Below are 26,802 nucleotides of genomic sequence, written 5' to 3' on the forward strand. Positions count from 1 at the left end.
GGACGAATGGAGTTCAGGAGCGTGGGAGGGGCGGGGATTGCCCCCTATCTGGAGGATGTTGCACGCCTGCGCATCGCAGTCTTCCGCGAGTGGCCATATCTCTACGACGGCAGCGCGGAGTACGAAGAGCGGTATCTGCAGGACTACGTCGACTGCCCGGACAGTACGCTGGTACTCGCGCTGGAAGGTGATCGCGTCGTGGGGGCCTCCACTGCGCTGCCGCTGGCTGCGGCCGAGGCGGAATTCCAGGCCCCGTTCCGTGAGCAAGGACTGGACCCGGCGGCGTATTACTACCTGGCGGAATCGGTACTGGAGCCGGACTTCCGCGGCCAGGGGGCGGGGCATCGGTTCTTCGACGAGCGCGAGGCTGCAGCGCGGCGCCTGGGCTTTGCCCATGCTACCTTCTGCGCGGTGGTGCGCCCGGAGGATCACCCGCGACGCCCGGCCGGTTACCGGCCCCTGGACGGGTTCTGGAAAAAGCGCGGCTACCGGCGCGCCGAGGGGCGGGTTGGCCACTTCCCGTGGCCGGATATCGGCGAGAGGCAGGAGAGCCTCAAGCCATTGCAGTTCTGGTGGCGCCGGCTCTGACCCGATGCCGACATCCAGCCCGCAGTCGTTCTACGTTTTCGGGTCGTCGCCGCCCCGGTCGTTATCGTCAAGCAACCCGGCCAGCCCGGCAAAGGGGTTGTGGGTAGCCGAGGAGGTGCTCGCCATATTCCCGCTGCCCGGAGTGGCGTCGGTGTAGCGCTGGTGTTCATTGTCGTGGCAGTACAGGCACAGCAGCTCCCAGTTGCTGCCGTCGGATGGATTGTTGTCGTGGTTGTGGTCGCGGTGGTGCACGGTTAGCTCGCGCAGATTGACGCGGGTGAATTCGCGCCCGCAGCGGCCGCATACCCACGGATACATCTTCAACGCTTGCTCGCGGTAGCCGCGCTCCCGTTCGGCCTGCGACTGCCGTGCCTGTGCAACGAGCTGGTCCAGCCGGTCATTGGAATGCTTCATGGTGCCCTCCAGGCATGCTCATGCGGCGGCGCGTGCGTCGATGATGCGATCACCGCCCTTGTCCTTGGCACGATACATCCGAAGGTCTGCCTCGTGCACCAGGGCCTCGGCGTCGGTCGCCCGGGTATCCTCCGGCCAGCTGGCGATGCCGATGCTCGCGGTCAACGGCTGGCCGTCGGGGGTGTGGCTGGCCGGTTCGCTCAGCACCCGTTCAAGGGCCTGGCGTGCCTCGTCCCGGCTGGTCTCCGGCATCAGGATCAGGAACTCCTCGCCGCCCCAGCGGATCACGCTGTCGATGCTGCGCAGGCGTTTGGTCAGGGCGTTGGCGACGGCGCGCAGGGCCCGGTCGCCTTCCTCGTGTCCGAAGCGGTCGTTCAGCGCCTTGAAGCGGTCGAGGTCGACAAAGGCCACAGCGAGGGGCCGGCCCTGTCGCCGGGTCCGTGCCATCTCGCGCTCCAGCAGGCGCTCGCCGCTCCCGCGCGTGTAGCACCCGGTCAGGGCATCACGCGAAGACTCCCGCACCAGGGCGGCCAGGAATTGTAACTGGCTCGTGCTGGCCAGCGCGCCAACCGACGCGATCAGCAGCAACAGCCAGAAGGCACCGACATGCGTGGTCCAGTCCATGCCGTCGAGCTGGAGCAGGGCCGCCACGGCCTGACCGGCGAGCACCGGGATCGAGTAGGCCACGGCCTCGGTGATGGTGAGTGGAAAGATGGCCAGCCCCGCGATCATCACGAAGGGCAGGAAGGCGTAGCCGGCGGCGATGGCGGCCTCGACCCCGGCCATTTCCCGGAAGGCGAGTAGCGGGTGGGAATAGAGGAAGAAAAGGGTCGGAATGGCGAACAGCAGGGCCAGCGCGACCCAGGCCCGCGGCATGCTGTCCGAGGGCTGATAGCGCAGCGACATCCACAGGAAAGCGGCGCTTGTCAGCAGGCGCGCCAGCGCGAGTTCACCCCAGACCGGCCAGGGCAGGAACACCAGATCCACCAGGATCCACAGGGGCGTGAGCAGGGCGAAAAGAAACGCGACCAGGCGCACCCGGGAGATAATCAGGCGGGCCCGCTGGTGCTCCAGCAGGGCGTGGTGACGCCAGGGCATCAGCAACAACTGCGGGTCGGGGCAGCCCAGCTGCTGTTTCAGCCCCTGGATCAGGGTGGTCCGGGGCCCGCTCATGCCGGTGGGTTCCCGAGCCGTGGACCGGGGTGGCCGACATGGAAACCCTGGGCGTAATGGATGCCGATGCACTGGACCGCTTCGAGGATCTCCTGATCCTCGACAAATTCGGCAATGGTGCGCACGTCCAGGTCACGGGCGAGTGCGGCGATGGAACGCACGAAGGCCTGGTCGCGCGGGTCGTGGACCATGTTGCGCACGAAGTCGCCTTCGATCTTCACGAAGTCGATGGGAAAGCGCTTCAGGTAATGGAACGAGGAGAACCCCGAGCCGAAGTCGTCCACGGCGAACTGGAACCCTTGCTGCTTGAGATCGAGCACGAACTTCTCCAGCACGGCCATGTTCTTCACCGTGTCGCGTTCGGTGATCTCGAATACGACCATGGCCGGATCGATCTGGTGATCCTGCGCCAGCTTGCGGACCTTGCCGATGAACTCGCCAATGATCAGCGCGCGCGGGGACAGGTTGATGAACAGGAGTCCGGTATAGTCCGAGCGCTGCACTTCGGCAAAGGCCTGTTCGATCAGGACGTAGTCGAGCTGGTGCATCACCCCCATGGTCTCGGCCACTTCCACGAATTGGCCGGCCGGGATCAACTGGTCACCCACGCGGATGCGCATCAGCAATTCGTGGATGCGGGCCTCGCCGGTAGCCGTGTCCATGATGGGCTGGAAGAAGGGCACGATACGCCGGTCCTCCAGCGCCTCCATTATCATGATCCCGGTCTCGCCGGCCTCCCGGAACACCGCGGCGACCTCTTCGTCGCTGGGGACGCAGACGGCGTTTTTCCCCTCGCGCTTGGCCTTGTACATCATGTTGTCGGCCACCAGGAACAGGTCTCGGGTGTCGCGGCCGTGGCGTGGGTAGGCGGCAATCCCGATGCAGGTCGTCGCCTTGACCCGCGACCCGTCCGGGGCGGGCAGTGACAGCCGGTCCGTCGCTTCGGCCATGTGCGCGGCGAGTTGCCAGGCGGCCTGCTGGTCGGTCTCCGGCAGGATCAGCGCAAATTCGTCGCCGCCGTACCGGGCCAGGATGTCCTCGTTGCGGATGGCCCCCTGGATCGTCTCGGCGTAGGCCTGCAGGAAGCGGTCGCCGAAGGCGTGGCCATAGCGGTCGTTGATGGTCTTGAAGTTGTCCAGATCCACGACCATCACCGAAAACGGATAGGCATGCCCCTCGGCGCGCTTGATCTCGTAGTTGAACAGCTCCCAGAACACCCGCTGGTTGTACAGGTTGGTCAACGGGTCACGGGTGGCGTAGTACTCCAGATCCTGGGTGTACTTGTAGATGGCCTTCACCGACCCGACCAGATTCAGGAGGGTGGAGAGGATGCTTTCGATGACCACATGCCTCACGGGATCGCGCACCAGGTCGGACTGCACGCCGATGCCGACCACCCCGCCGATCCGCGGCGCATCCAGCAGCAGCGACTTGGTCGCCATCTCGATGGTGTGCGGCGATAGCTCCGGCAGTTTGTTGCTGGAGTCCGCGACGTTGTGGCGGATGGTCAGGTTGGCGTCCATTGCGAACTGTTCGGCCGCACGGATCCGGTGTGCGGCCAGGCGCTCCACCGTGCGCCGGGTGTTCTCGCTCGGTTCGGCGCGCCAGAAGATCTCCAGTTCGTAGACCTCGTCGTTGGCCTTGAATAGCGTGAACAACGTGTAGGCATCGATGATCGTGTTGATCTCGGTCAGCAGGACACCGATGTACTCGCGCCAGTCACGGACCACGTCCGAGGTGATGATGAACTTGTCCAGCAGCTTCAGCTCGAACTCGAGGATGTCCTTGTCCACGGCCACCGAGCGCAGTTTGCGCACCAGCTCGTCCACCTGGTCGACGACCTGGTTCAGCTCGACGAAGCCGGTGTCGATTGCCTGCGGCTCCATCTCGTTGAGATCCTTGATCGCGTTGACCCGCGTCACCTGGTCCTGGAACCGCCGCACCGAACGGGTGATGGGCCCGGTCGCCCAGGTCGCGATCAGCGTGCCCAGCAGCAGGGTTCCCAGCCCGGTGCCGAAGAAGGTCCATATGTGCTGGCTGCGTGCTTCGTTGATCGCGGTGCCGAGATCCTGCCGCACCTCCATGACGCCCAGGACATCGCCGGCGGATGCATTGGTGTGACAGCTCAGGCATTCGTTGCGCGCCCGCAGCGGAAAGGTGTACTGCAGCTCGCCGTTGTCCTGGCGGCTTTCGATGACCCCGGTGTCAAAGGCGTGCTCGATGCGTTCGTTCCACGAGGGTTGTCCAACCTCGCCATAGAGCGCCGCGACCTTTTCCCCGCGGTACAGCTCCAGCGTCAGCGGTGTCCCGTCCAGCGATTCCTCGATCCCGGCGGAGAAGGCCTCCAGCTGCTCGCGGCTCCAGCCCTCGCGCATGATCTGGAACATCGAGGCAAAGGTTTGGTGCGCGATACCGCTGGCCGTCTGCTCCGCCTGGCGGGCCATGGTGCGTTCGTAGATCAGGGTGGTGGTCGCGTTGACGGCCAGGAATACCAGCAGGGCCACGGCCATGATCGCCGCGATGATGAACAGTCTCAGGTGCAGGGCACGGCGGGGGGCGGGTCGAGATGCCGCATTCATGGATGACCTCGAGCATGGGTGGACGGCCCGTGGCCGGGCATGGAGGTCGTCAGGGTGCGGACTTGGTCACAGTTTTGGCTTGATCTGGATCAACAACCATCGAAAATCCATATATCGGTATGTATCGATGGATGGGGCGGTCTCTGTCGGTGCTTGCTGGCGCCGGGTCTTGCGGGGCCTGCGGGATGCGCGGCGGGTGACGGCCGCCGCCCGGTGGCCAGGGCTCAGTCCTTGGCGCGCAGGTGCCGGGCCAGGTCCACGGGTGTGCGTTCGTGACCCGAGGGCAGGGTGGCCCGCGGGTCCTGCAGCCACGCGGCGATGTCCGCGAAGGTGGCCTCGGCGCGGGTGTAGCGCGTCAGCATGTGATAGCCCTCGGGGTAGAGCGCGGCCCGATGGTCATCGGATCCCTGGGCGGTCAGGGCCTCCAGCAGGCGCGCCAGGGGCAAGGGTGGCACCAGATCGTCGCGCGCTCCGTACAGCGTCAGGCTCGGTGGGGGCAAAGCCGGGCCCGCCTCCAGCGCGTGGGTCATCAGGGTGGTCAGGCCGTCCAGGGCATCGATGCGGGCATCACGCAACACCAGCGGGTCGTCACGCATCTGTTGTAGCACCGCGGGGTCATCGGTGGGGTGGATGTCGAGGTCAGCGGCCATCTCGCCGTCCAGGCGCCAGCCGGGCGCCAGGCGCGCCCCGAGCCACAGGCCGAAGCGCTGATACCAGGGCATGTCGCTACGGCTCCAGACTGCCGGGGCGATCAGGACCGTGCCGGCGACCCGGGGCGATGCAGTGGCGGAATCGGTCGTTTCCTCCATGGCCAGCAGCGCGACAGCGCCGCCCATGCTCTTGCCGATGAGGTAGGGCGTCTGGTCGGGGTAGCGCTCTTGCAGCAGCCGGAGTGCGGTGCGGGCGTCCTCGGCCAGCAGTCGGTGACCGGACCAGTAGCCAGCGTTGCGCGTGGCTCCGAAGCCGCGCTGGTCATAGGCATACACCGCAATGGCGTGCCCGGCCAGCGCCTCGCCCAGCGCCTGCATGCTGCCACCGTGGTCGTTGAAGCCGTGCAGGGCCAGCACAACCCGCTCGGGGGTGTCCGGCCCCCAGCGGTGCAGCGGCAGCCGGTCGCCATCCGCCGTGTGGATCACCTCGGAGGCGATCAGCGGGGTGCGGGTCTCGTCACCGGAGGGGCTGGGTACCGTCCCGGCACAGCCGGCGAGCGCTAGCGCGAGTGTCGGCGCCAGCAGACGCAAGGCCCTGCTAACGAGCATCGGACTCGTCGTCGCCTCCGCTGGTCGTGGTCTGCGCGCCGGGCGGGAACAGGAATTCGCCCGGACGTTCGCGCAGGTGGTGACCATAGGCGCGAACGACGCGGCCAAAGGTCCCGATGCGCACGCCACGGGCGCGCAGCGCAACGTACAGCGCGAGCCCGAAGCTGACCCACAGGTTGACCGCCCCGATCAGCAGCACGAACCCCAGAAACAGGACGAACATGCCCAGCCCGGGCGCTTCGCTGGCGGTGACATAGCCGAGGTTGGCCGAGGCAAAGGCGACGTGCTGGATGTCCAGGGGCAGGTTCAGCAGGTAGCCGACATATCCGGTCACTCCCAAAAGCACGCCGAACAGGAAGTTGCCGATCAGTGCACCGTAGTTGTGGCCGATCCAGTCGGCCAGGCGGTGGCGCGCCTCGGTCGGCAGCAACCGGCGCAGCAGCGGATGCTCGCGCAGGCGGCCGGGCAGGTCGAGGTAGGCGCAGCGGTTGTCGAAGAAGCCCGCAATCAGACCGGAGACGAACAGCCAGACCCCGGCGATCGCGGCAAAGAATAGCGCCAGGCCCATGATCGGGTGCAGCCCGTCCACTAGGTAGTCGACCTCGCGACCGGACAGGACCGGAGCGTTGAACAGACCCGCCGCAAACAGACCGATCAGGATGGCGGTCGGCAGCGCGATGCCCACGTTGCCGAGTACGGCGGCGAACTGCGAACGGCCCACCCGCATCAGGAGATCGGCCATGGTTCGTGGATCGGCTGTGCCGCGTTCGCTTTCTTCGATGGCGGCGGCCAGACGCGCGGCGGTCATGGCCGGCTGCTTGGTGGCCACGGTGAAATGCAGGATGTGGATCAGCACAAAGCCGAGGCCGTAGTTCAGGCTCACCCACAGGGTGTTGACCGCGTGGGACAGTCCCAGGGATTCAATCTGGATCTTGATCAGGGCCATGACCGCGATGATCAGCCCGGCGCCGGCTCCGGAGCGCAGCATCTGGAAGTATTCGCCGCGCGACTGGGTGATGTAGTGCTCGCCGGTGTCGCTGACTTGCTGGGTGATGCTGCGCGAGACCAGCTTGATGTTGTCCTGCCACAGCGCGCGTACGCCGTGCTGGCGGGCGCTGATGGTGATGAGTTCGCGGAACACCCCGACCGAGGCCGCGCGCGTGTCGCGGTCCGCGTCCGGCTCCAGCAGGTCAAGCAGCTTGTGGATGCGGCCGAGGGTCTGGTCCAGCCGCTCCAGTAGATGGGTGAGCGACAGGCTGTTGCCATGGGTGATCGCCAGCTGGCGCAGGCGCGCGATCTGTTCGCTGCACTGCTCCAGTAGCACCCGGGCATGGCGGTCATCCATGCGCTCGTGATCGGGGGCTTCCAGCGCGGCTCGGTAGTCGCGCACATAGGCGGAGATCTCGCGCTCCTGGGCGACAAAGGCCGAGTTGTGCTCGGCGATCGACGGGTCCAGGCGCAGCAGTTCCGGTTCCAGTTCTTCCGCGGCCACCCAGATCGACAGCATCTCCAGGGCGTAGAGGATCTCCTCGCGTGCCCGTTGCAGGACCCCGGGGTGTTCCCCGGTCAGGCAGCCCAGGGCCTCCAGCAGGCGCCACCAGGCATCGTCCGGCAGGGCCGCAACCCAGGCGGCGTCATTGGTCTGGTGAAACACGTGATAAAGCACGTCTTTCAGGTCGCGCCGGTCCATCGGGCGCGGATTGATCCGCTCGTAGATCAGCTCCGCGGCCTCGCGGAAGAAACCCTTGCGCGAGAACAGCCCGATCCCGGTGTACAGCGTCAGGTGCCGGGCGTCCTCCAGCCCGTCCTCCAGGCGTTCACGCAGCCGGTCCTGCAGGCGCGGGTTCTCGCCCAGGGCGAGGGTTAACTGCTCAATACGGGAGATCACCGGCGCGACATTGCGCGGGTCCTCCGGGCGCAGCCAGTCCACGAGCTGGCGCAGGGTCTCGGCCAGATCGAGATCGGCGTCTTCCACACTGGCGAGGAGGTGTTCCGCATCCTGCTTCGGCATAACAATCCCTGTGGCTGCGGGGTTGGCGTTGCATTATACGAGCGTCTTCCCGGGACGTGTGGCCGCCCGAAGGTCGGCCCGTGAAGGCACTCAACGTTGAGCTTGGGGCGCGCTGCGTTCACAATACGTCCTTCAATTCTCCCGCGTGTGCACGCGAGCCCGCCCATTTCGGGGCGGCTTGCATGAGGCGTGCGCGAATTCCCGCGCGGGTTCGGGCCGCGACGCGCGGGAACCATGGGCCGCGGGCCCTGGCCCAGAGCGAATCGATGATCCAGCTGCGCACCTACGTCTACATGGATTCCCTCCAGCCGCAGCTGGCGGAATACATGGCTACGGTCTCCCAGGGCTTCCTGCCCGTTCCGGGAGATTCCTGCCTGTGGGTGGAAGTGTCCCCGGGGATGGCGGTGCACCGCCTGACCGACGTCGCACTGAAGGCGACCAACGTGCACCTCGCGCAGCAGGTGGTGGAGCGCGAATTCGGTTCCATGGTGATCCACCACCGCAGCCAGAGCGAGGTGATCGAGGCCGGCCGGGTGCTGCTGGAGCGTCTCGGTGCCAGCCAGGAGGACCGCCAGCCCTGTCGCATCCCGTGGCAGGAGACCATCCGTGGGATGACCCCGGACCACACCGTGTTGATCAACCGCCAGAACCGCCGCGGGAACATGATCCTGCCGGACCAGAGCATGTTCATCCTTGAGGCGGAACCGGCCGGCTACATCATTTATGCCGCGAACCAGGCACTGAAGGCATCCAATGTTTCGCTGATCGACGTGCGCGCAGTCGGCGCTTTTGGTCGCTTGACCCTCGCGGGACGGGAAGGCGACGTGGACGAGGCGGCGCGTGCGGCGATCCACGCGCTGCACAACCCCGCCGGGACCTGAGATGCATCGCGCCCAGCTGCTGGACCTGCTCGCCCGACACCAGACGACCTTCATCGAGGAGGCCGGCTACGTCCGCCGCGCCCTGGAGTTCGTCAGCGAGCACCCGGACTGCTTCCACTGCGATCTCCTGCCCGCGCATGTAACCGGTTCCGCCTGGGTGGTCAGCCCCGACCGTGAGCAGGCCCTGTTGCTGCTGCACGGCAAGCACCACCGCTGGTTCCAGCCCGGCGGGCATGCCGACGGCCAGGCCGACATCCTGCAGGTGGCGCTGCGCGAGACCCACGAAGAGACTGGCCTCGCCCCCGAGCAGATCCGCCTGGTGGAAGAGGATGTCTTCGATCTCGACATCCACACCATCCCGGCCAGCCCCTATTTCCCGATGCACGAGCACATCGACGTGCGCTTCCTGCTGGAAATCGACGACCGCCTGCCGGTGCCCGGCAGCGACGAGTCGAACGACATCCTCTGGGTGCCGCTACAGCACGTCTCGCGCTACAACAACTGCCGTTCCCTCTGGCGCATGGTGGAAAAGACCCGCCGTCTACGCACGTTCCGGCATACGCACCCGCGCTGACCCAATCCCTCGAGGCTCTTCCGGGCGGCGTTCCCGCGGGCATGACGGGACGCTATAGTCGCGGTTGGTTCCCTTGATGGATGCCCGCGTGTCGATACGATTCCTGCCGCGCCTGTGCCTGCTGCTGTCTCTGCTTCTGCTGCTTCCGCCGGCGGGTGCCGGAGAGGTTGAATCGCGCACGTTGACAGTGACCGATCCGGCCGGCGTCGACCTGGGCGTCACCGTGTACCCGGCCACTGGCGATCGGCTCTACCTGTGGCTGCTTCCGCAGGCGGGTGAACATGCCAACCATGCGCGCTTCGGGCACGAGCTGGCGGCGATGGGCGTCGAGGTCTGGCAGGCCGATCTGCTGGATGCCCATTTCCTTCCGCGCACCAATGAGAGCATGCGCAGCCTGGATGGCGTCAGTGTGGCCGCATTGCTGGGCGCGGCGCACGCGCAGACCGGCAAGCAGGTGATGCTGGTCGCCTCGGGCCGCCCGGCGATCACCGCCCTGCGCGGCCTGCGTCAGTGGCAGGAGGACGGCCCCGAAGCGGCCTACGTACTCGGTGCGGCGCTGGCCTTCCCCAACCTGATGGTCGACACGCCGGTGGCGGGTGCCCCCGCCGAGTTCGTCGATGTGGTGCGCGCCACCAGTCTGCCGCTCTTCCTGCTGCAGCCCGCACAGGGTGTCTATCGCTGGCACCTGGACGACATCCTGACCGACCTGCGCCGCGGCGGCAGTGCGGTGTTCGTGCAGACGGTCCCGGATGTGCGCGATTTCTATTACCTGCGCCGCACCGATCCCGAGCCGGAGGAACAGGCCGCGGCCGAGCGCCTGCCTGCACAACTGCTGCAGGCGGGCCGGCTCCTGGCCAGCGTCCCGCGCCCGCTGGCGGCCGCGCCGCTGCCGGAGGCCACCCGTGCGATCGAAGTCGGCCGCGGGCTGGTGGAGCGCGATCGCCCGCGGCCGGTCGCGGACTTCACGCTGACCGATCACCTAGGTGACGAGCAGTCGCTGTCCGATTACGACGGCCAGGTGGTGCTGCTGAATTTCTGGGCCAGTTGGTGCCCGCCCTGCGTGCACGAGATCCCGTCGATGAACCGCATGGCCGGGACCCTGGGCGAGGGCTTCGCCATCGTATCGGTCAACTATCAGGAAAGCGCCGAGCACATCACGGCCTTCATGCAAGAGGTGCAGGTGGATTTCCCGGTCCTGATGGACTTCGACGGACGGGTGGCTGCCGACTGGCGCGTTTTTGCCTTCCCCAGTTCGTTCATTCTCGATCGTGACGGCCGCGTGCGCTATTCGGTCAACAGCGCCATCGAATGGGACGACCCCGACGTCATTGCCACCGTAGAGGCCCTGATGGCGGAGCCGAAGTAGCCGGTGGGCTGGCTGGCGGAGTCACCGTTGATTCGCCACCCATCCCGTCATTGCGAGCCCAGCAATCGGGCGGGGCTGAGCCCTTGTCTGGCCGATGGCTTCGCTGCGCTCGCAATGACGAGGTAGACGGCCTCCTGGGCTAGCCGTCGGTCTCGCCCTCGACCGTGGTCAGGCCGAAGGCGTGCCACATCTGCATGCCGCCGCGGTACCACTTGATGCGCTCGGCCGGGTAGCCGAGGTTGGTCAGGGTGCGGATGTTGGTGGGTGACTGGCCGCACCAGGGGCCGTTGCAGAACAGCACGAGGGTCTTCGACCGGCTGAAATTGTAGAAGTCGCCGTCGAAGATTGCGCCGAAGTCTTCGGTCAGCACGTTGCGCACGTCGTCCGGGTCCGCGCCGGAGGCGAAGTGCAGCCGGTCCCAGGGGATGTTGACGGCGCCGGGGATGGTGCCGCGCTGGTACTCGCGTGGGGTGCGCGAATCGATGATCACCAGGTCGTCGCGCTCCGTGGTCTGCTGGAGGTAGTCGATGAACTCCAGTTCCCCAAGGGTCTCGACGCCGGGGCCAAGGCTCATCGGCTGGATACAGAACGGCGGGCAGGGTCGCGCGATCTGCGCGTAGTCGAGGTCGATGGTTGCGAAGGTATCCTGGTCGCGGGTCACCGTTACCAGTTCGTCGCCGTGGCGCACCTCGAACTCGGCCATGTCGGTGGTGATGCCGACCTCTGTTTCCGCGAATGCCGGTGCGGTCAGCAACAGGACCGTGGCTGCGAGCAGGCCCGATCGGATTCGGTGTATTGCATTGGGTGCTTTCATGGGAGTCTCCGCTACGTCTCTCATACCTCGAACGTAGTCTCGAACTGCGGCGCTTGCGCCAAATAACGCCTGCCCGCGTGGGCATTTCCTGACCCGGCAAGGTGCTGCACGAGGGGGCGCGCGATTCATCAGGCGGTGGGATGACCGCTGAGGTACGGATGCCTCGGTATTCGGGGAGAGTAGTGCAGGTCTGGTAGGGTGCGCGCTCGTTCGCGCGGGGCAGGTGCGCGCAGGATTTCGTCCAGAGGAAGGAAGGTGTTTGTGTTGCGAGGATTGCGTACGTTCTGGGTGGCCGGCATTGCGCTGGTAGCCACCGGGTGTTCCATCACCCAGTCGATCGAGCCACTGGATGCGGTGGATGTCAGCCTGGTCTGCGTGCTCGACAACCCCGAGATCCACATGGCGGGATTTCAGCCCGAGTTGCGCGAACTGATCGAGCAACGCGGCATCCGCACGGATGTCTATTCCGGTTCCCGCCCTGCACGGTGCTCGCATTACCTGGAACACACTGCGAACTGGAAGTGGGATCTGGCAATGTACCTCTCGTACGCCGATCTTCGCGTCTATGACGCCCAGGGCCTGGCGGGGCAGGCCACCTACGATGCCCGCAGCGGTAGCGGGCGGATGGACAAGTTCGGGCCGACCCGAGAGAAGCTGGCGCCGCTAGTGGACGAGCTGTTCGCGCAAGTGAATGCCGCGGAGTTGATCCGCGGAGGCGAACAGGCGGATCAGGGGGGCATTGAAGACTCCGACGGCCGTTCGGTCGAGGCGCGGCTGGAAGAGCTGGATCGCTTGCACGACCGGGGGCTGATTACCGAAGCGGCCTACGAGGAGCGCCTGCGCGCCATCCTGGCGGATCTTTAGCACGCCCCGCGCGGCGCCGCGCCCTTTCCCGACCGCTACGCGTCTTCGTCCAGCAGGTCGCGGATCTGGTCGATCACGCCGGGTTCGGTCCATTCGATGGCGCCGAACAGGTAGTAGCGCAGGCGGCCCTTGCGGTCGACGACGTAGCTGGTGGGGTAGGCCATCGCGCGCCAGTCGTCGAGGGAGTCCTGTTCCGGATCGAGGAGGATGGTGAACTCGGTCTGCACCTCGTCTTCGATGAAGCGTTGGATGGTGTCCTCGTCCTCGCCCAGGTTCACCGCCAGGATGCGAAAGCCTTCGTCGCGCAGTTCGTCCTCCAGCAGTTGCATGGACGGCATCTCGTGCACGCAGGGTGGGCACCAGCTGGCCCAGAAATTGATCAGCACCACCTCGCCGCGATAGTCCTCCAGTCGATGGATATCCCCCGCCAGGTCGGGCCGCTCCAGCGGCGGGGCTGCCACGGGTTCATCCAGGGCGTTGAGCTGTGCGTCGGTGCCGCTGGGGGTGCGTACCGTCAGGTCCGTGTCCGGTCCGGCCACGGCGGGTGTGCGTTGATGAGGCAGCCGCGTCAGCAGGCCCATGGCGAAGATAATCTCGCGGTGGAAGGTCTCGCTGGCGAGTCGTTCGGCTTCGGTCGCATCGGGGCGGAAGAAGAAGCGGTCGCGGATCCCGGGAAGCAGGCGCGCCCCCACCGCACTGCCGCCCTCGGTCAGCCCGCTGCGAATCCGCCCGAGATGCTGGCGCTGGGGCGACTGGGCCGGTTGCAGGATGTACACCGGCAGATGGGTCAGCCGAACGATGGGTTGTAGTTCGGCCTCATCGGTATCCACGCCGGTATGCAGAAAGGGGCTGGTCATCAGCAATCCGGCCAGGTAGTCCGCCTCGGGGTGGGCTTGTTGCCACTGGTACAGGCCGGTGAGCAGCCAGGGCAGGGCACGGTCGTGCCCGAAGGCATAGACCTGTCGTCCGGTATCGGTGTGGGTTGCCTCGATCAGGTCCGTCACCGTGGCGGTGGGCATGTCGTCGAAGCTGGATGCCGCCTCGGGCAGGAAGTGGCCGGTGAACGGATCGACCAGCCAGGTCTCGACCCCGGCCGCCTGCAGCGCCAGCGCCTGTTGTCGATGGCCGTCCTGCAGGCCGTGTTCGGAAGGAAACCACAAAAGCACGGCGTCGCCATCGGCGCGATAGCGTTCCACCGGGATCTCGGCCCCGCCGGCCTCGATCGAAGCGGCGGCGTCGACTGCGCCCGTCGGGCCGTTCGCCTCCTGCGCCGGTGCGGCGAACGGGATCATCAGCAGGGCCGCGAGGGCAAACAGGCGTACGAGAATGCGGTGTGTCATGGAAACCTTGGTGAAGGGGCTCGGGAATAGACGCGCGAGAGCTTGATATTGCTCCACGGATCTCCTGCGGGGTGTCAGGATTGTGTTCGCAGTCGGGGATTCCGGTCCCTACAACGCGGGCCTGCCTGCAACGGGTATGGGTTCGGCGGGGGCGATCATGATGCGGTCACGTCCGCCGTCCTTCGCGGCGTACAGGGCCTGGTCGGCGCGTCCCAGCAGCGAGTCCATGGTGTCGCCGGGGTGGAAGCTGGCGATCCCGGCCGAGCAGGTCTGGCCGTTGGGCATCGCGGTGCGCAGGCGTTCCAGCACGCGGCGGGCCTGCTGCGCATCAATGTGCGGGAATACCACCACGAATTCCTCGCCGCCAAAACGTGCCAGCAGGTCCGTGGGCCGCAGGATGGGGCGCCAGGCATCGACCATTTCCTGCAGCAGGGCATCGCCGGCTGCATGGCCGTGGGAATCGTTGAAGCGCTTGAAGTGGTCAATATCCAGGAATGCGAGGTTGAGCGGGCCCTGGGTGCGTTCGGCGCGGGCGATCTCGCGGGTTAACTGTTCTTCCAGGTGGCGCCGATTGCCGGCCCCGGTCAGCGGGTCGGTACGCGAGAGGTTCTCCAGGCGCTTGGCCTGGTGCTGGGTCTCGCGCAGCAATCCAGCCATGCGGTACAACACCAGCAGGAACAGCAGGATGGAGGCGATCGCCGCAACGCGAATGATCTCCATCTCGCTGCCCGCCGTGAACAGGATCACCATCGGCACCAGGACGGACGCGGCGCCCAGCACGAGCAGACGCCGGCCGGAGAGTTCGGCGTGCGAGGTGTGCGCGCGCGGTTCGATCTTCGCGGAAGGGTGCCATGCGGCCGCCATGATCAGGGAATAGGCAATCAGCCAGAAGGCATCGGTGAGTCCGCCCGCGGTGTACCAGCCGGTGGAGTTGCCGTGGGCGTAGAGCAGGTCGGCCGTCAGATAGGCCAGCATCCCCAGGAGGAGGAAGCTGTGGGCCGTGATGCCGGTTCGTTGGAGGAACACCAGGCGCAGGACCAGGGGCAGCAGGACCAGGTCCGCGACCGGATAGCCCGTGGATACCAGCAGTTGCAGCCAGGTCAGGTCGGGGTCGTAGGTGTAGGGTGCGATCAGCAGGGCCCACCCGAGCACCGCGGCCGAAATGCCCACGATCAGGGCATCCACAAACGCGCCGTCGTCGCGTGCGGTCTGGCTTCCCAGTTGCCACAACGCGATGGCAAACAGCGGGTATACCGACAGGTAGAAGATATCTGCGGCCGAGGGAAAGGGTTCCAGGCCCTGCAGGTCCAACCAGTACCAGATGCCGTGGCCGATGGCCGCCAGCGTCAGTGCAGTGGCGATCAGGCCCCAGGCGGTCGCGCCGAATGGCCTCGGCCGGCGCAGTACGGCGATGCCGACAGCGAGGGCAGCGCTTGCGGTGCCCAGCACGTAGAGACTGCTGGCCAGCAGGCCATAGGGCAGGGCCACATAGGTTGCGGTCAGAAGGAGGCCAATGCCCAGAAGGACCTGCCAGGTATCCGGCCGAACGGCCCGGGCGCCGCGATGGTTTCCCCCGTCAGCGCAGTGCGTGTCGTCGTGCTGGATACTGGCCCATTTCCCCATGGACAATATGGTGACAGACCGATTACGGGTTGTCCCGTTTCGGCATGCCTCTTGAGCCGATCAGCCGGGCGCCACGGGCTACAAATAGCCGGTGACGCCCGTGTGGGGTCAGGTTACAGGCCGATCAGTTCGGCGTGGACGCCGGTGGCGGTTACCGTGTCCAGCAGCTTGCGGCTGTCCACCCGTTCCGGATCGTATTCCACCACCATCAGGTGGGGGCGTTCGTCGTGACTGGAGGCGGCCATGACGCCGGGGAGTTCACGCAGGGTGTCCTGGATGCGCTCGCGGGCCGCGTGGTCGGTGTTTTCGTCGATGTGGATGGTGACATCCGCCATGTGGTTGCTCATTGGGGGTTCCTTCGGCTGCTGGGCCGTGTGCCTTTACCCTGAATATAGACACTGTACGGGGTGGCTCAAGCGGAGGCCTGGCCGGCGGCGGAACAGGGGGCTATGGTGGAGGGATGGACGCCAAAAGGAGAATCACGATGCGAGCGATCTGGCTGGGACTGGCCCTTGCCGCGGTAGGTAGTACCGCGCAGGCCGAAGAACTGACGGGCGACACGCTGCTGGCGGCCGCCAACGCCGAGATCACCAACATCGACAAGGAGGGCCTGCAGGAGTGGATCGCCAGCGAGCCGGACCATGTCGTGATCGACGTGCGCACCCGCACCGAGATCGAGCACACCGGCGGGCAGATCCGGTCCAGCGAGACGCTCAATATCCCGCGTGGCTGGATCGAGTTCGAGGTGCCCGGCGAGATCCCGGACAAGGACACCCCGATCGTCGTCTATTGCGGCCAGAACCTGCGTAGCGTGGCCGCCGCGCAGACCCTGCAGCAGATGGGCTACACCAACGTGCAGAACTACCCCGGCGGCTTCTTCGAGTGGCAGGACGCGGGCCTGCCACTGTACGTGCTGGACAAGGCACGCGACTCGTTCCTTTATGACCGGCCGCAGGAGGTGACCGATGGCGTTTGGTCCGCGATCGGCGCGACCCAGCCCTCCACCTACGAGAACTCCGGCCACAACAACAACCTGTCGTTCATCATCACCGAGGACGGTGTGGTGGTGATGAACGCCGGCGACAACTACCTGCTGGCGAAATCACTGCATGAGGAGATCCGGAAGCTCACCGACCAGCCAGTGAAATACGTGGTGCTGGAAAACGCCCAGGGCCATGCCATGCTCGGCATGACCTACTGGCAGGAGCAGGGCGCCACGGTGATCGCCCACAAGGATGCCTGGCGCGAGATCGAGGCCAACGGCCAGGCCAGCCTGGAGGGCGCGGCCAATCGTACCCGCGACAAGGCGTTCATGACCGAGCTGGGTACGCCGGATGTGACTTTCGCCACCCGCCTCGACCTGGACATGGGGGGCGAGACCATCCAGATCCGCTACCTCGGACCGGGCCATGCCCCGGGCGATATCGCCATCTGGGCGCCCGCGCGCAAGGCGCTCATTACCGGCGACCTCGCGTTTCACCAGCGCATGCTCCCGATCTTCGACTACACCGATACCGCCGGCTGGATCGAGACCTGGCACGAACTGGAGGCCCTGGATGCCGACTACATCATCCCGGGCCACGGCGAGCCGGTGAATGACTTCGACGTGCTGCGCCGCTACACCCACGACTACCTCGTGCATCTGCGCGAGGAGGTCCAGCGCATCCTCGACGAGGGCGGCACGCTGAACGATGCCTACAACATCGACCAGTCCGCCTACCGCCACCTGGACACCTACGGCGAGCTGCACCGCCAGAACGCCGGCCGCGTCTTCCGCACCATGGAGTTCGAGGACTTCTGAACCGCTAGCCGGGTGCGGTAACCCGGTCATTGCGAGCGCAGCGAAGCAATCTCCATCCGAAACCACCGGACCCAGGGTCGACTCAGGGTCCGGTGGTATATCCCTGGGCGGGACCGGCGGCATTGGGCTCGGTCGACAAGCTCGCAAAGCCTTTTTCTCACCCCATATCGGCTTGCATATGGCATTCACCAGATATTCGCGCTAGATTAGAACGAACGTTCGGTTCGGTTGTGGTGATGACGGAAAACCCAAAGCAATCGGTGCGCGGTGCCGCACTGCGCAAGCTCGTGCTGGATACCGCCCTGGAGCGGTTCAGTCGTGATGGCTATTTCAATACCTCCATCCATGACATCCGTCGCCAGGCCGGGGTCTCCATTGGCTCGATCTATCACCACTTCGGCAACAAGGAGGCGCTGGCCAAGGCGCTGTACGACGACCTGCTGCAGCGCATGGACGCCGGCCTGGCCGAAGTGATGGGGCGCGAGAGTGACTGCCGTGCGCGCTGCGACGGAATCATCGCGTTCCTGTTCGAGGCCGCGATCGAGGCCCCCCAGGCCATGCGTTTCGTGCTGGAGGCGCGCCACCGCGAGTTTCTCCCGGACGAGCCGCCGGTGTGTTCTTCGCAACCGTTCCAGCGGATGCGCGAGTGCATCGAGCAGGGCATCGGGCGTGGCGAGGTACGACCGATGGAGGTTCCGGTAGCCGCCACCGCCGCGTTCGGCGGCGCGATCCGCCTGCTGCACCTGCACCTCGACGGTGTCCTGGAGCAACCGCTGGCGCACTACCTGGCCGAGACGCAGGAGGCCGCCTGGCGCGCCATCGCCATGACCCCGGCGGATCGACCGTGACCCCCGCTTTCAATCATCGAAGGAGATTCCCCTGATGAAGATCGTTGCTTCCTTGTTCCTGCTGCTGGCCCTGTCCCTGACCACCCTGGGTGTGCAGGCCGATGCCCCAACCGACGCTCGTGCCCTAGAGGGCGTCGAGCAGGGTCGTGTCGTCTTCGACCTGAACAACACAGACCCGGAGATGCTGGCGCTGTACCTGATGGTGATTCGCGAGACGCATGAAGACCTGACCGACCAGGGTGTGGAACCGGACATGATTCTTGCCTTTCGCGGCCAGGCCGTGACCATGATCAGCGAGGATCGCGAGCGCTTCGAACTGACCGAGTTCGACCACCTGGACGCGATCGAGGAGCACATTGCGGCCTTGCGCGAGAAGGGCGTGCACATGGAATCCTGTTCCGTGGCCACCCGCCTGTTCGGCGTGGACACCGGCGAGCTGCTGCCCGGCATCGAACCGGTGCGCAACACCTTCGTCTCCCTGACCGGCTATCAGGCCCAGGGTTACGCGGTCATCCCGATCTACTGAGTCCGATTGATTCAGGCACCGAGTCCGGGCACGAGAGATCCGGACCTAAACCACGAAAGGAGGAGTATCCATGCGAAACCGAATAGTGATCCTGCTGGTGGCCCTGCTGCTGCCGCTCGGGCTGGGCTCGACGGCCACCGCCGAGGGCCTGGACAACCGCGAGGCAACCCAGGGCATCGAGACCATGCGGGCGGTCTACGACATGCGCAAGTCCGACCCGAATGTGATGCTCGCCTATTTGCGTGGCATCGCCACCAACCACGAGAACCTGATCAAGGAGGGTGTGGAGCCCGATCTGCGCATGGTCTTCATCGCCGAGGCCGTCAAGTTCATCACCACGGATCCCGAGCCGGAGATCGCCATCGACCACGGCGACACCCTGGAAGAGATCGCGAAGGCTGTCGACCGCCTCGATGAGCTGGGCGTGAAGATGGAGGTCTGCGCCGCCGCGACCCGCGCCTACGGGGTGGACAACGACAAGGTGCTGGAGCCCATCCAGCCAGTCCGCAGTGGGTTCATCGCCGTCATGGGCTACCAGAACCAGGGCTACGCACTGGTCCCCGTCTACTGAGTTCCCGTCGGCCCTCACACGGGCCCGTGCTTGTCGTCGCAGGGAGGCGACGACTTTTTTGCCGGCAGCGCGGTGGAAAACCCCTGCGAACCTGTCCCGGGGACGGCGGGCGCACGGGGCATCCGCGACCCGGTCTCCCTGATCATCGATCCCTCCTCTATCGGCATCGAGGACGCCCGCCACCCAGCCCCGTGCTTTTCGATACCATGCGGGCGAGATTCGGGAATGGCTCCGGCGCGAAACCTTGTGGGCGGGGCGGTGTCCCAGCCTCGCGTGCTGCCAAACGGCATTGGCGCGAAGTGATTTCGCACCGCGGGCGCTCCGGACGATCCAACCGGGGCGCCCGCGGCCCTCACCGAATCCATGGGATCAACGCAATGCCCAGCAGCCGTGATCTGCTTGACGGACTGGCCCACCTGACGGGTATACGCAATGCCCAGCGTCTGGAATACAGCCTGCTCAAGACGCTGGACGACATCTACGAGAATGCCTGCATTTGGGCGATTCAGCTTGATGTCGAAGGCCAGCCGCGGAGCCTGCATACCTTTGATCGCAAGCACGATGCCGTGATGACGGTGCCGTTCGACCCCAAGGAGCAGCCGGTCCCTGACGGGTTGCTGGAGCAGGCGTTGGCAACCGGTCAGCCGGTTGCCGAGGCCGATGTGTCCGGTCGTCGGGTCTCGGTTTTTCCGATGTCCGGGCTCAACGAGTTCAGTATCTGCCTGGTGTTTTCATTCGATGGCGACGATGCTGACGAGTCCCTGGATGCCCGCCTGGTCAAGAGTTTCCTTTCGGTGTATCGCAACTTCGTCAAGCTGATTGATGACGCCCAGACCGATGAGCTCACCGGCCTGCTCAACCGCAAGACCTTCGACGACAATTTCCGCGATCTCGCGACCCTGGATCGTAGTGTCCACCGGCCGGGGCTGCCGGAGGATCGTCGCCGGGAGCCTGATCCGGCAGAAACGCAGATCTGGCTGGGTGTGATCGACGTCGACGACTTCAAGAAGGTCAACGACGGTTTCGGTCACGTGTATGGCGACGAGGTGCTAATTCTGCTCGCGCGGTTGCTGCAGAAGAGTTTTCGTGAAAACGACCTGATCTACCGCTTTGGTGGGGAGGAGTTCGTGGTGCTGGCCGAGGTTGCCGGTGCCGACCGGGCTGCCGCTACCTTCGAACGGCTGCAGCACGCGGTTGCCGATTATGTAGTGCCGCGAGTCGGCCGGGTCACAACGAGCATCGGCGTGACCCAGTTGCGCCCGTACAAGACGGCCAGCGCCGTACTGGACGAGGCCGATCAGGCCTTGTACTACGCCAAGGAAAACGGCAAGAACCGGGTCTGTATGTACGACCGCCTGGTCGCCGAAGGCATGATTAAGCCCTCCAGGATTGACGTGGGCGAGATCGAACTGTTCTGACCACGCCGCTCGGTGCGGCCCTGCAACTAGGGGCTCGGGCGGCTTGATCGGATGGAACGGACGCTGGCGGTACCCCCGACCCGCGAGACCCCGGCAAATACGATTCAATGGTCTCCTGCGAACGGGTGCCCCAGGTTTCCCTAGCCGCGGGCGAGGCGGCGGTTGAGCGCGTAGACCGACAGCGGTGCGAAGACCAGCGCGATCGCCAGCGCCCAGGCGAGCGACCACAAGGCCGGTTCAAGGGCCGGACCCTCGGCGTTCATCAGGCCGCGGGCGGCATCTGCCAGCAGCGACACCGGGTTGGCCTGCACGAAGCCCTGCAGCCACACGGGCATCGTATCCACCGGCACGAAGGCCGAGCTGACGAAGGTGACCGGGAACAGCGCGGTAAAGCCGAACAGCTGCACGTGCTCCGGGTCGCGTGCGATGACGCCGACCAGCACCATCACCCAGGAAAAGGCCACGGCAAAGGTCAGCACCAGCGCCACCATCGCCAGTAGATGGGCCCATGAAGTCTCGAGGCGAAAGCCCAGCAGGAATCCGACGACCAGCAACAGGGCAATGCACAGCAGCTGCTTGACCACGTCCGCCAGGATGCGCCCGGCCAGCGGCGCCCAGCGCGGGATGGGCAGGGCGCGAAAGCGGTCGAACACGCCGCGGGTCAGGTCGGTGTTCAGGCCGTGGCCCACGTACACCGTAACGAACAGCATGTTCATCACGATCACACCTGGCAGCACGAACGCCAGGTAGTTCTCTGGCGAGCCGGCAATAGCCCCGCCGAATACGAACAGGAACAGCACCAGAAACAGGATCGGCTGGATGCTGTAGTCGCCCAGCTCCCAGGGGTTGCGCCGCACCTGCACCAGGCTGCGCCAGGCAAGCGCCAGGGTCTGATCGAGGGCCTTCATGGCGTGGCCTCCGCGTTGCCCGGCTCTTCGCGGCTGGCCCCGCTGCGCCCGGTCAGGGACAGGAACACATCATCCAGACTGGCGCCGCGCAGCCCCAGCTCCGCGACCTCAATGCCGGCGGCGTCCAGCTCTCGCAACAATGCGGGCAGCAGGGCCGGGTCCGACACCGGTACGCTGATCGTTTCGCCCTCCACACGGGGCGGGGTGCCCACCATCGCGGCGACCCGCTCGCCGGCCACCGCGGCCTGTTCCGCGCGGGCCACCATCAGGAACAGCGAGCGTCCGCCGACCCGGGCCTTCAGTTGTGCGGCGGTGCCTTCGGCGATCACGCGTCCGTGGTCCAGTACTACGATGGCATCGGCCAGGGCGTCGGCTTCCTCCAGGTACTGGGTGGTCAGCAGCACGGTTGTGCCGTCGGTCTGCAGTTGGCGGACACGCTCCCACAGGTCGCGGCGGGCCCGCGGGTCGAGGCCAGTGGAGGGCTCGTCGAGGAACAGGATGCGCGGGCGCCCGACTAGGCTGGCGGCCAGATCCAGCCGACGCCGCATCCCGCCGGAGTAGGTCTGGGCCGGGCGCTGTCCGGCCTCGCGCAGGTCGAAATCCTGCAACAATTCATCGGCGCGGGCCCTGGCGTCACGGCGTTTCAGGCCCAGCAGGCGGCCGATCAGGATCAGGTTCTCCCGTCCGGTCAGCTTCTCGTCCACCGAGGCGTACTGGCCGGTCAGGCCGATGATCTCGCGCACCCGAGCGCCGTCGCGAGCCACATCGAAGCCGCCTACACGGGCGATCCCGGCGGTGGGCGTCAGCAGGGTGGCGAGCATACGCACCACGGTTGTCTTGCCGGCGCCGTTGGGCCCCAGCAGGCCCAGTACGTGGCCGGCCGGCACCCGCAGATCCACGCCGTCCACGGCCCGCGTGCCGCCAAAGTCGCGCACCAGGCCCTCCACTTCGATGGCGTTGTCCAAACTCGTCTCCCTGTTCGATGCCCTTGCTGAGACGCCGTCTGGCCGTACCGGTTCCTCAGCGTGTTCTTCAGTCGCCTTGCCGCGCCTTCAGCAGGTCGCGGATCTCCGTCAACAGTTTCTCTTCGTTGCTGGGTGCCGCGGGTTCCTCCGGCTTGGCCTCTTCCTTGCGCTGCAGGCGGGCGATCCCCTTGATGGCGGCGAATACCACCACGGCGATAATCAGGAAGTCCACCACGCGCTTGATGAACAGTCCGTAATTGATCGTGACCGCCGCCACGCCGTTCTCTGCCTCGCGCAGCACGATCGCGAGTTCTCCAAAGTCGACCCCGCCGATTAGCAGGCCGATGGGTGGCATCACCACATCGGAAACCAGTGAGGACACGATCTGGCCGAACGCCAGCCCGATGATGACACCCACGGCCATGTCGACCACGTTGCCGCGCGCCACAAACTGCTTGAACTCGTTCACGATGCCCATGGCCCCTCTCCCGTCGATGACGTTGCTAGATCTATAGGCCACAGCCGGGGCGGTTGCTATGGAAGGACGGCGGGGAAGACCCGGGGATACGTCAATCCGAGTGCCGCGGCGTCGCGCCGCCGTGAATAGATGCAGGGTCTATAAAGGTTATAGCGGAGCGTCGTGGATCCGATCCAGAAGAGGGGGCAATGAAACGAACAGAATCGGCATATCCTTCGGCCATTGGCCGTAACCCACTGGGTGGACATTTCGCGGCCGGGTTTGCCGTGGTCCTGTTGTGGTGTTTCGCCTCAGTGGCCCAGGCATCGGCGGGCCCGGATTTCAGCGAACTGTTCGGCGACAGCGACTTTATCGAGATCATCGAGCGTGACGAGGGGCTCGAGACGCGGCCGACCGGGTATGTGCATCCGGATGCCGAGCCCGATCATGTGTTCCGCATTGATCTGGACGAGGGGCAGGTGCCGATCGGGCAGGGCGTGGTCTACGACGGCTTCCTGATCGACGGGAAACTGCCCGGGCCAACCTTGCGGGTGACCGAGGGCGACATCGTGCGCATGGAGATCACAAACAGCGGGGATGTGATGCATGGGGCGTCGATCCATGCCGCCTATACCCAGACGTCGAAGCACGTGGGAAACATCCTCCCCGGGCAGACCAAGTCGGTCACCTTCCGGGCAACCACGCCGGGCGTGTTCATGTATCACTGTGCCCCGGGTGGTCATGCCATCCCGATGCACGTGATGTTTGGCCAGTACGGGATGATCGTGGTCGAGCCGCGCGATAAGTCCTACCAGCTGGAGGCGGATCTGGGGCAGGAGCCGGACCTGAAGCTGTACATGTTGCAGCACGAACTGTACGCCAGCGGCAAGGAGGCGGTGGAAGGCGACGCCAGCTACACCGCCTTCAATGGCGAGCTGTTCCGCTACGTGGAGAACCCCATCCGGGTCCGTCCGGGCGACTACGTGCGCATGTACTTCCTGAATGTCGGCCCCAACCTCCTGTCCACCTTCCATATTGTGGGCATCCTCTGGGACTACGTGTACTGGCAGGGGCACCCGGAAGCACAGTGGCCCGGCGGGCAGACGATAACCGCGGGCCCCTCGGACTCCTGGGTGATCGAGTTCCGCATTCCCCCGGAGGAAGGCGTCTACACGATGCTGGATCATGGCGTCGGGGCCACCAGCCGTGGTGCCATCGGGCTGCTGGACGCCCGAGCGGACGCGGAGACCTCCTCCGAGATCCTGGCCGAAGGCCCCTCGTACGAGCCGGCAGAGCGTGCGGAGCGGATCGGTGAAGCCCGGCGTGGCCTCGCGCCGTTCGGCATTCCCGACGCCGACACCAATCCGGTACCCGCCCGGGCGGATCGTCCGGTCCGGTTCGGGGCGGATGTGGACGAGGTCGTGATCGAGATGAAGGGCAATTCCTTCTACCCGAAGGTGGTCGAGGTGGCGCCGGGCACCAAGATCACCTGGGTGAACGAGGATGTCTTCACTTATGGTCTTGGGGAGACCTCGGGTGCGCACAATGCCGTCGCCATGCGCGGCCCGCAATCGTTCGCCACGGCGATGCTGGGCCACGCCGAGAGCGACAGCGTCACGCTGACCGAGCCGGGCACGTATGACTACATCTGTGCCCCGCACCCGTACATGGAAGGCCGCATCATCGTGCGCGATCCTGGGTAGGTCAGCGCTGCGTCAGGCCATCCTGGCCCTCTCGGAGCACGGGGGCTGCAGCGTGCAGTAACAAAATGCCAGCCCATCAGTATTTCCTGAACACCCGGCAGGTCGGCTGGACGCGGCTCGATCGCGATCGAGCCGCGTGTGACGGGCGTTGGTGGCGAGGATCAGGCTCCGTGGGCACTGCGGGAGTCGTCCGGCGCCTGGTCGCGGTCCTGCATGCCGTAGTCGCGCACGACCTCGGCCACGCGCAGGCGGTAGTCGGCGAAGATGCCGCCGCGGCCGGCCGCCTGCACCTGGCGGTGTTCCTCCAGGTTGCGCCATTCCCGAACGGCGGCTTCATCCCGCCAGAAAGACAGTGACAGCACCTTGCCCGGCTGGCTCAGGCTCTCGAAACGCTCGATGGAGAGGAATCCGTCGACGTCCTCCAGATGTTCGCGCAGACTCGCGGCCGCATCCAGGTAGTCCTGTTTGCGTTCGGCGTGTGGTTCCACTTCGAAGATTACGGCGATCATGGTGGGCTTTGGTATGGGGATGAAGGGCCGATTAGACCACGCGAACGTCGGTTCTGGGGAAGGCATTCAAGGGACGAGTCGCCAGTCCGATTCATCGAGGCACACCTGGGGCCGTCATCCCGGACGCCGTGCAGCGGCGATCCGGGATCTCCGGCGCTGGGGGAGTCGCTGACGTAGGAGATCCCGGCTCTGCGCTTCGCTCCGGCCGGGATGACGAGCGGGGGCTGCAGGCGGTTGGGCCGTGGCCCGTGATGATTCGGCGTCAGGCCGTCCTGGCCGCGCTTGCGTTGGGGATTTCGCGCCGGATCAGGTGGTCGACGTAGAGAAAGCCGAAGGGCACCACCCCAAGGAACAGGACCAGCAGCCATTTCCAGACTGGCCACCCGCTCAGGTGGCTGGCGATCAACGACGTCGCGCCATAGACGATGAACAGGATGCCGTGCACCCAGCCCACGTAGGTCACCGCCAGTGGCATATCCGCGTAGGTGCGTAGCGGCATGGCGACAAAGAGCAGGGTGACGAGGGAAATGCCCTCGACAATGCTGATCAGGCGGAAGAATTTCATAGGGCTGGCCCGGCGGCATGGGAATCGGCGCGGAGGGTAGCACACGGGGCCCGAACGCCTGATAACCTTCCGGTACGAGAAGCCTTTGCTCCGGTAACCAGGAACCCGCATGAGCACCAAGCCGCACTGGGAAGACGTCTACCAGACCTGCGCCACCGATGCCGTGGGGTGGTATCAGGCGGAGGCGCGGACGTCGCGAGCCCTGATTCGGGCGGTGGCGTCGGCCCCCGATGCCGCGATTGTCGATATCGGTGGCGGTGCCTCGGTCCTGGTGGACGAACTGCTGGCTGAAGGCTATCGCAACCTGACGGTGCTGGATCTGTCCGGGGCGGCGCTCGAGAAGGCGCGCGAGCGGGTCGGGGGGCGCGCCGCAGCGGTCGCATGGCAGGAAGCGGACGTACTGGAACACGCATTCCCGGAGGCCGCGTTGGATGTCTGGCATGACCGCGCGGTGTTTCACTTCCTGACCGATCCGGATCAACGCGCCCAATACGCGAGGCAGATGCAGCATGCCCTTCGTCCGGGTGGACATGTGGTGATCGGGACCTTTGCGCTGGATGGCCCGGAAAAATGTTCCGGCCTGTCGGTGCAGCGGCATTCCCCGGAGACCCTGCAGGACGCGTTCGGTCCGGGTTTCGCGCTGGTGAAGTCGCAACGCGAGGTCCATGTGACCCCGGGCGAGACCGAGCAGCCGTTCAACTGGTGCGTGTTCCGCAAGGACGGCTGATCCCGACCGCACCACGTTCAGCGGTGCCGCCGCGGCGATCAGCGGCGTTTGACCTCCGCGGCATGGGCCTTGGCCCGGGCGCGGATCTCCTCGAAGAACAGCATTTCCCAGCGGGTGTTGCGTTCCTCCCGCGACAGGGCCCCAGCGTCCTGTCGCTCGCGTTCCAGGCGCGCATCCGCCGCGCCCTCCGCGTCATCCAGGATCTGCTTGAAGCTCTCTCGTGCCGCGGCCGCCTTCGGATCGATCCCGTGGCGCTGCAGGACGTCGGCCAGCAGCGCCCCGCCTTTCTTCCACTTCGACCAGAGCCTCATGCTTCCT

At 65.8% G+C, this 26,802-nt stretch carries 27 protein-coding genes; 12 read left to right on the forward strand and 15 right to left on the reverse strand.

The window, feature by feature from the left end:
• Positions 1–6 precede the first annotated feature (6 nt).
• Complete coding sequence (locus tag TVD_RS03745) at positions 7–588, forward strand: GNAT family N-acetyltransferase (protein ID WP_047250837.1); 582 nt, start codon at positions 7–9, stop codon at positions 586–588.
• A gap of 30 nt (positions 589–618) precedes the next feature.
• Here the strand turns inward: TVD_RS03745 and TVD_RS03750 are convergent, their stop codons facing one another.
• The 5 genes from TVD_RS03750 to TVD_RS03770 all read right to left on the reverse strand — a co-directional run bounded on the left by TVD_RS03750 (position 619) and on the right by TVD_RS03770 (position 8,024).
• Positions 619–1,002, reverse strand: coding sequence for a YajD family HNH nuclease (locus tag TVD_RS03750; protein WP_047250838.1), 384 nt, complete (start codon positions 1,000–1,002; stop codon positions 619–621).
• An 18-nt stretch (positions 1,003–1,020) separates the two neighbouring features.
• Positions 1,021–2,175 carry a GGDEF domain-containing protein gene (locus TVD_RS03755; RefSeq protein WP_047250839.1) on the reverse strand — a complete coding sequence of 385 codons (1,155 nt, stop codon included), beginning with the start codon at positions 2,173–2,175 and terminating at the stop codon, positions 1,021–1,023.
• Positions 2,172–4,754 (reverse strand): putative bifunctional diguanylate cyclase/phosphodiesterase, encoded by a 2,583-nt coding sequence (locus tag TVD_RS03760; protein WP_047250840.1) that lies wholly within the window; start codon positions 4,752–4,754, stop codon positions 2,172–2,174. The genes TVD_RS03755 and TVD_RS03760 overlap by 4 nt, the downstream gene beginning before the upstream one ends.
• Positions 4,755–4,978: 224 nt before the next feature.
• Positions 4,979–6,013, reverse strand: coding sequence for an alpha/beta fold hydrolase (locus TVD_RS03765; protein WP_205622084.1), 1,035 nt, complete (start codon positions 6,011–6,013; stop codon positions 4,979–4,981).
• Entirely contained in the window at positions 6,003–8,024 is a 2,022-nt protein-coding gene (locus TVD_RS03770; RefSeq protein WP_047250841.1) for a site-specific recombinase, read from the reverse strand. Before TVD_RS03770 ends, TVD_RS03765 begins: the two co-directional genes overlap by 11 nt.
• A 266-nt stretch (positions 8,025–8,290) precedes the next feature.
• Here TVD_RS03770 and TVD_RS03775 point away from each other — a divergent pair, with 266 nt between their 5' ends.
• The 3 genes from TVD_RS03775 (at position 8,291) to TVD_RS03785 (ending at position 10,845) form a co-directional block, all read left to right on the forward strand.
• Positions 8,291–8,905, forward strand: coding sequence for a BMC domain-containing protein (locus tag TVD_RS03775; RefSeq protein ID WP_018146203.1), 615 nt, complete (start codon positions 8,291–8,293; stop codon positions 8,903–8,905).
• 1 nt (position 8,906) lies between these two features.
• Positions 8,907–9,479, forward strand: coding sequence for an NUDIX hydrolase (locus tag TVD_RS03780; RefSeq protein WP_019562687.1), 573 nt, complete (start codon positions 8,907–8,909; stop codon positions 9,477–9,479).
• A gap of 76 nt (positions 9,480–9,555) precedes the next feature.
• Complete coding sequence (locus TVD_RS03785) at positions 9,556–10,845, forward strand: TlpA family protein disulfide reductase (RefSeq protein ID WP_047250842.1); 1,290 nt, start codon at positions 9,556–9,558, stop codon at positions 10,843–10,845.
• 139 nt (positions 10,846–10,984) lie between these two features.
• Here the strand turns inward: TVD_RS03785 and TVD_RS03790 are convergent, their stop codons facing one another.
• Positions 10,985–11,683: a rhodanese-like domain-containing protein gene (locus TVD_RS03790; RefSeq protein ID WP_167540808.1), complete on the reverse strand. Its 699-nt coding sequence runs from the start codon at positions 11,681–11,683 to the stop codon at positions 10,985–10,987.
• Between the two features lie 237 nt (positions 11,684–11,920).
• Here TVD_RS03790 and TVD_RS03795 point away from each other — a divergent pair, with 237 nt between their 5' ends.
• Positions 11,921–12,523, forward strand: coding sequence for an Sbal_3080 family lipoprotein (locus tag TVD_RS03795; protein WP_240472290.1), 603 nt, complete (start codon positions 11,921–11,923; stop codon positions 12,521–12,523).
• A 35-nt stretch (positions 12,524–12,558) separates the two neighbouring features.
• Here the strand turns inward: TVD_RS03795 and TVD_RS03800 are convergent, their stop codons facing one another.
• From TVD_RS03800 to TVD_RS03810, 3 genes are all read right to left on the reverse strand, one after another.
• Positions 12,559–13,863, reverse strand: coding sequence for a TlpA family protein disulfide reductase (locus TVD_RS03800; RefSeq protein WP_047250844.1), 1,305 nt, complete (start codon positions 13,861–13,863; stop codon positions 12,559–12,561).
• A gap of 108 nt (positions 13,864–13,971) precedes the next feature.
• Positions 13,972–15,486 (reverse strand): GGDEF domain-containing protein, encoded by a 1,515-nt coding sequence (locus TVD_RS03805; protein WP_047250845.1) that lies wholly within the window; start codon positions 15,484–15,486, stop codon positions 13,972–13,974.
• A 113-nt stretch (positions 15,487–15,599) separates the two neighbouring features.
• The gene (locus tag TVD_RS03810; protein ID WP_018146192.1) at positions 15,600–15,833 is read right to left on the reverse strand and encodes a hypothetical protein; all 234 of its coding nucleotides are present in this window, start codon (positions 15,831–15,833) and stop codon (positions 15,600–15,602) included.
• A gap of 137 nt (positions 15,834–15,970) precedes the next feature.
• Between TVD_RS03810 and TVD_RS03815 the strand changes: the two genes are divergently transcribed.
• The 5 genes from TVD_RS03815 (at position 15,971) to TVD_RS03835 (ending at position 20,650) form a co-directional block, all read left to right on the forward strand.
• Positions 15,971–17,287: an MBL fold metallo-hydrolase gene (locus tag TVD_RS03815; protein ID WP_047250846.1), complete on the forward strand. Its 1,317-nt coding sequence runs from the start codon at positions 15,971–15,973 to the stop codon at positions 17,285–17,287.
• Between the two features lie 236 nt (positions 17,288–17,523).
• On the forward strand, positions 17,524–18,135 hold the full coding sequence (locus TVD_RS03820) for a TetR/AcrR family transcriptional regulator (protein ID WP_047250847.1): 612 nt from the start codon (positions 17,524–17,526) through the stop codon (positions 18,133–18,135).
• A gap of 34 nt (positions 18,136–18,169) precedes the next feature.
• Entirely contained in the window at positions 18,170–18,661 is a 492-nt protein-coding gene (locus tag TVD_RS03825) for a DsrE family protein (RefSeq protein ID WP_047250848.1), read from the forward strand.
• 70 nt (positions 18,662–18,731) lie between these two features.
• Positions 18,732–19,232, forward strand: coding sequence for a DsrE family protein (locus tag TVD_RS03830; RefSeq protein ID WP_047250849.1), 501 nt, complete (start codon positions 18,732–18,734; stop codon positions 19,230–19,232).
• A gap of 377 nt (positions 19,233–19,609) precedes the next feature.
• Positions 19,610–20,650 carry a GGDEF domain-containing protein gene (locus TVD_RS03835; protein WP_047250850.1) on the forward strand — a complete coding sequence of 347 codons (1,041 nt, stop codon included), beginning with the start codon at positions 19,610–19,612 and terminating at the stop codon, positions 20,648–20,650.
• 140 nt (positions 20,651–20,790) lie between these two features.
• Here the strand turns inward: TVD_RS03835 and TVD_RS03840 are convergent, their stop codons facing one another.
• The 3 genes from TVD_RS03840 to mscL all read right to left on the reverse strand — a co-directional run bounded on the left by TVD_RS03840 (position 20,791) and on the right by mscL (position 23,001).
• Positions 20,791–21,558, reverse strand: coding sequence for an ABC transporter permease (locus tag TVD_RS03840; RefSeq protein WP_018951276.1), 768 nt, complete (start codon positions 21,556–21,558; stop codon positions 20,791–20,793).
• Positions 21,555–22,523, reverse strand: a complete 969-nt coding sequence (locus TVD_RS03845; protein ID WP_047250851.1) for an ATP-binding cassette domain-containing protein — start codon at positions 22,521–22,523, stop codon at positions 21,555–21,557. Before TVD_RS03845 ends, TVD_RS03840 begins: the two co-directional genes overlap by 4 nt.
• Before the next feature lie 67 nt (positions 22,524–22,590).
• Positions 22,591–23,001, reverse strand: a complete 411-nt coding sequence (gene mscL, locus TVD_RS03850) for a large-conductance mechanosensitive channel protein MscL (protein WP_019593884.1) — start codon at positions 22,999–23,001, stop codon at positions 22,591–22,593.
• Between the two features lie 188 nt (positions 23,002–23,189).
• Here mscL and TVD_RS03855 point away from each other — a divergent pair, with 188 nt between their 5' ends.
• Complete coding sequence (locus TVD_RS03855) at positions 23,190–24,683, forward strand: plastocyanin/azurin family copper-binding protein (protein WP_047250852.1); 1,494 nt, start codon at positions 23,190–23,192, stop codon at positions 24,681–24,683.
• A gap of 161 nt (positions 24,684–24,844) precedes the next feature.
• Here the strand turns inward: TVD_RS03855 and TVD_RS03860 are convergent, their stop codons facing one another.
• A complete protein-coding gene (locus tag TVD_RS03860) occupies positions 24,845–25,192 on the reverse strand; it encodes an antibiotic biosynthesis monooxygenase family protein (RefSeq protein ID WP_047250853.1) in 348 nt (115 codons plus the stop codon).
• A 262-nt stretch (positions 25,193–25,454) separates the two neighbouring features.
• Complete coding sequence (locus TVD_RS03865; RefSeq protein ID WP_018176437.1) at positions 25,455–25,757, reverse strand: DUF3817 domain-containing protein; 303 nt, start codon at positions 25,755–25,757, stop codon at positions 25,455–25,457.
• Positions 25,758–25,866: 109 nt separating this feature from the next.
• Between TVD_RS03865 and TVD_RS03870 the strand changes: the two genes are divergently transcribed.
• Positions 25,867–26,484, forward strand: coding sequence for a class I SAM-dependent methyltransferase (locus TVD_RS03870; protein ID WP_047250854.1), 618 nt, complete (start codon positions 25,867–25,869; stop codon positions 26,482–26,484).
• Positions 26,485–26,522: 38 nt separating this feature from the next.
• Here TVD_RS03870 and TVD_RS03875 read toward each other — a convergent pair whose 3' ends face one another.
• Complete coding sequence (locus TVD_RS03875; RefSeq protein WP_047250855.1) at positions 26,523–26,795, reverse strand: hypothetical protein; 273 nt, start codon at positions 26,793–26,795, stop codon at positions 26,523–26,525.
• Between the last annotated feature and the right edge of the window lie 7 nt (positions 26,796–26,802).

Origin of the sequence: Thioalkalivibrio versutus (assembly GCF_001020955.1) — a bacterium.
Taxonomy (GTDB): domain Bacteria; phylum Pseudomonadota; class Gammaproteobacteria; order Ectothiorhodospirales; family Ectothiorhodospiraceae; genus Thioalkalivibrio; species Thioalkalivibrio versutus.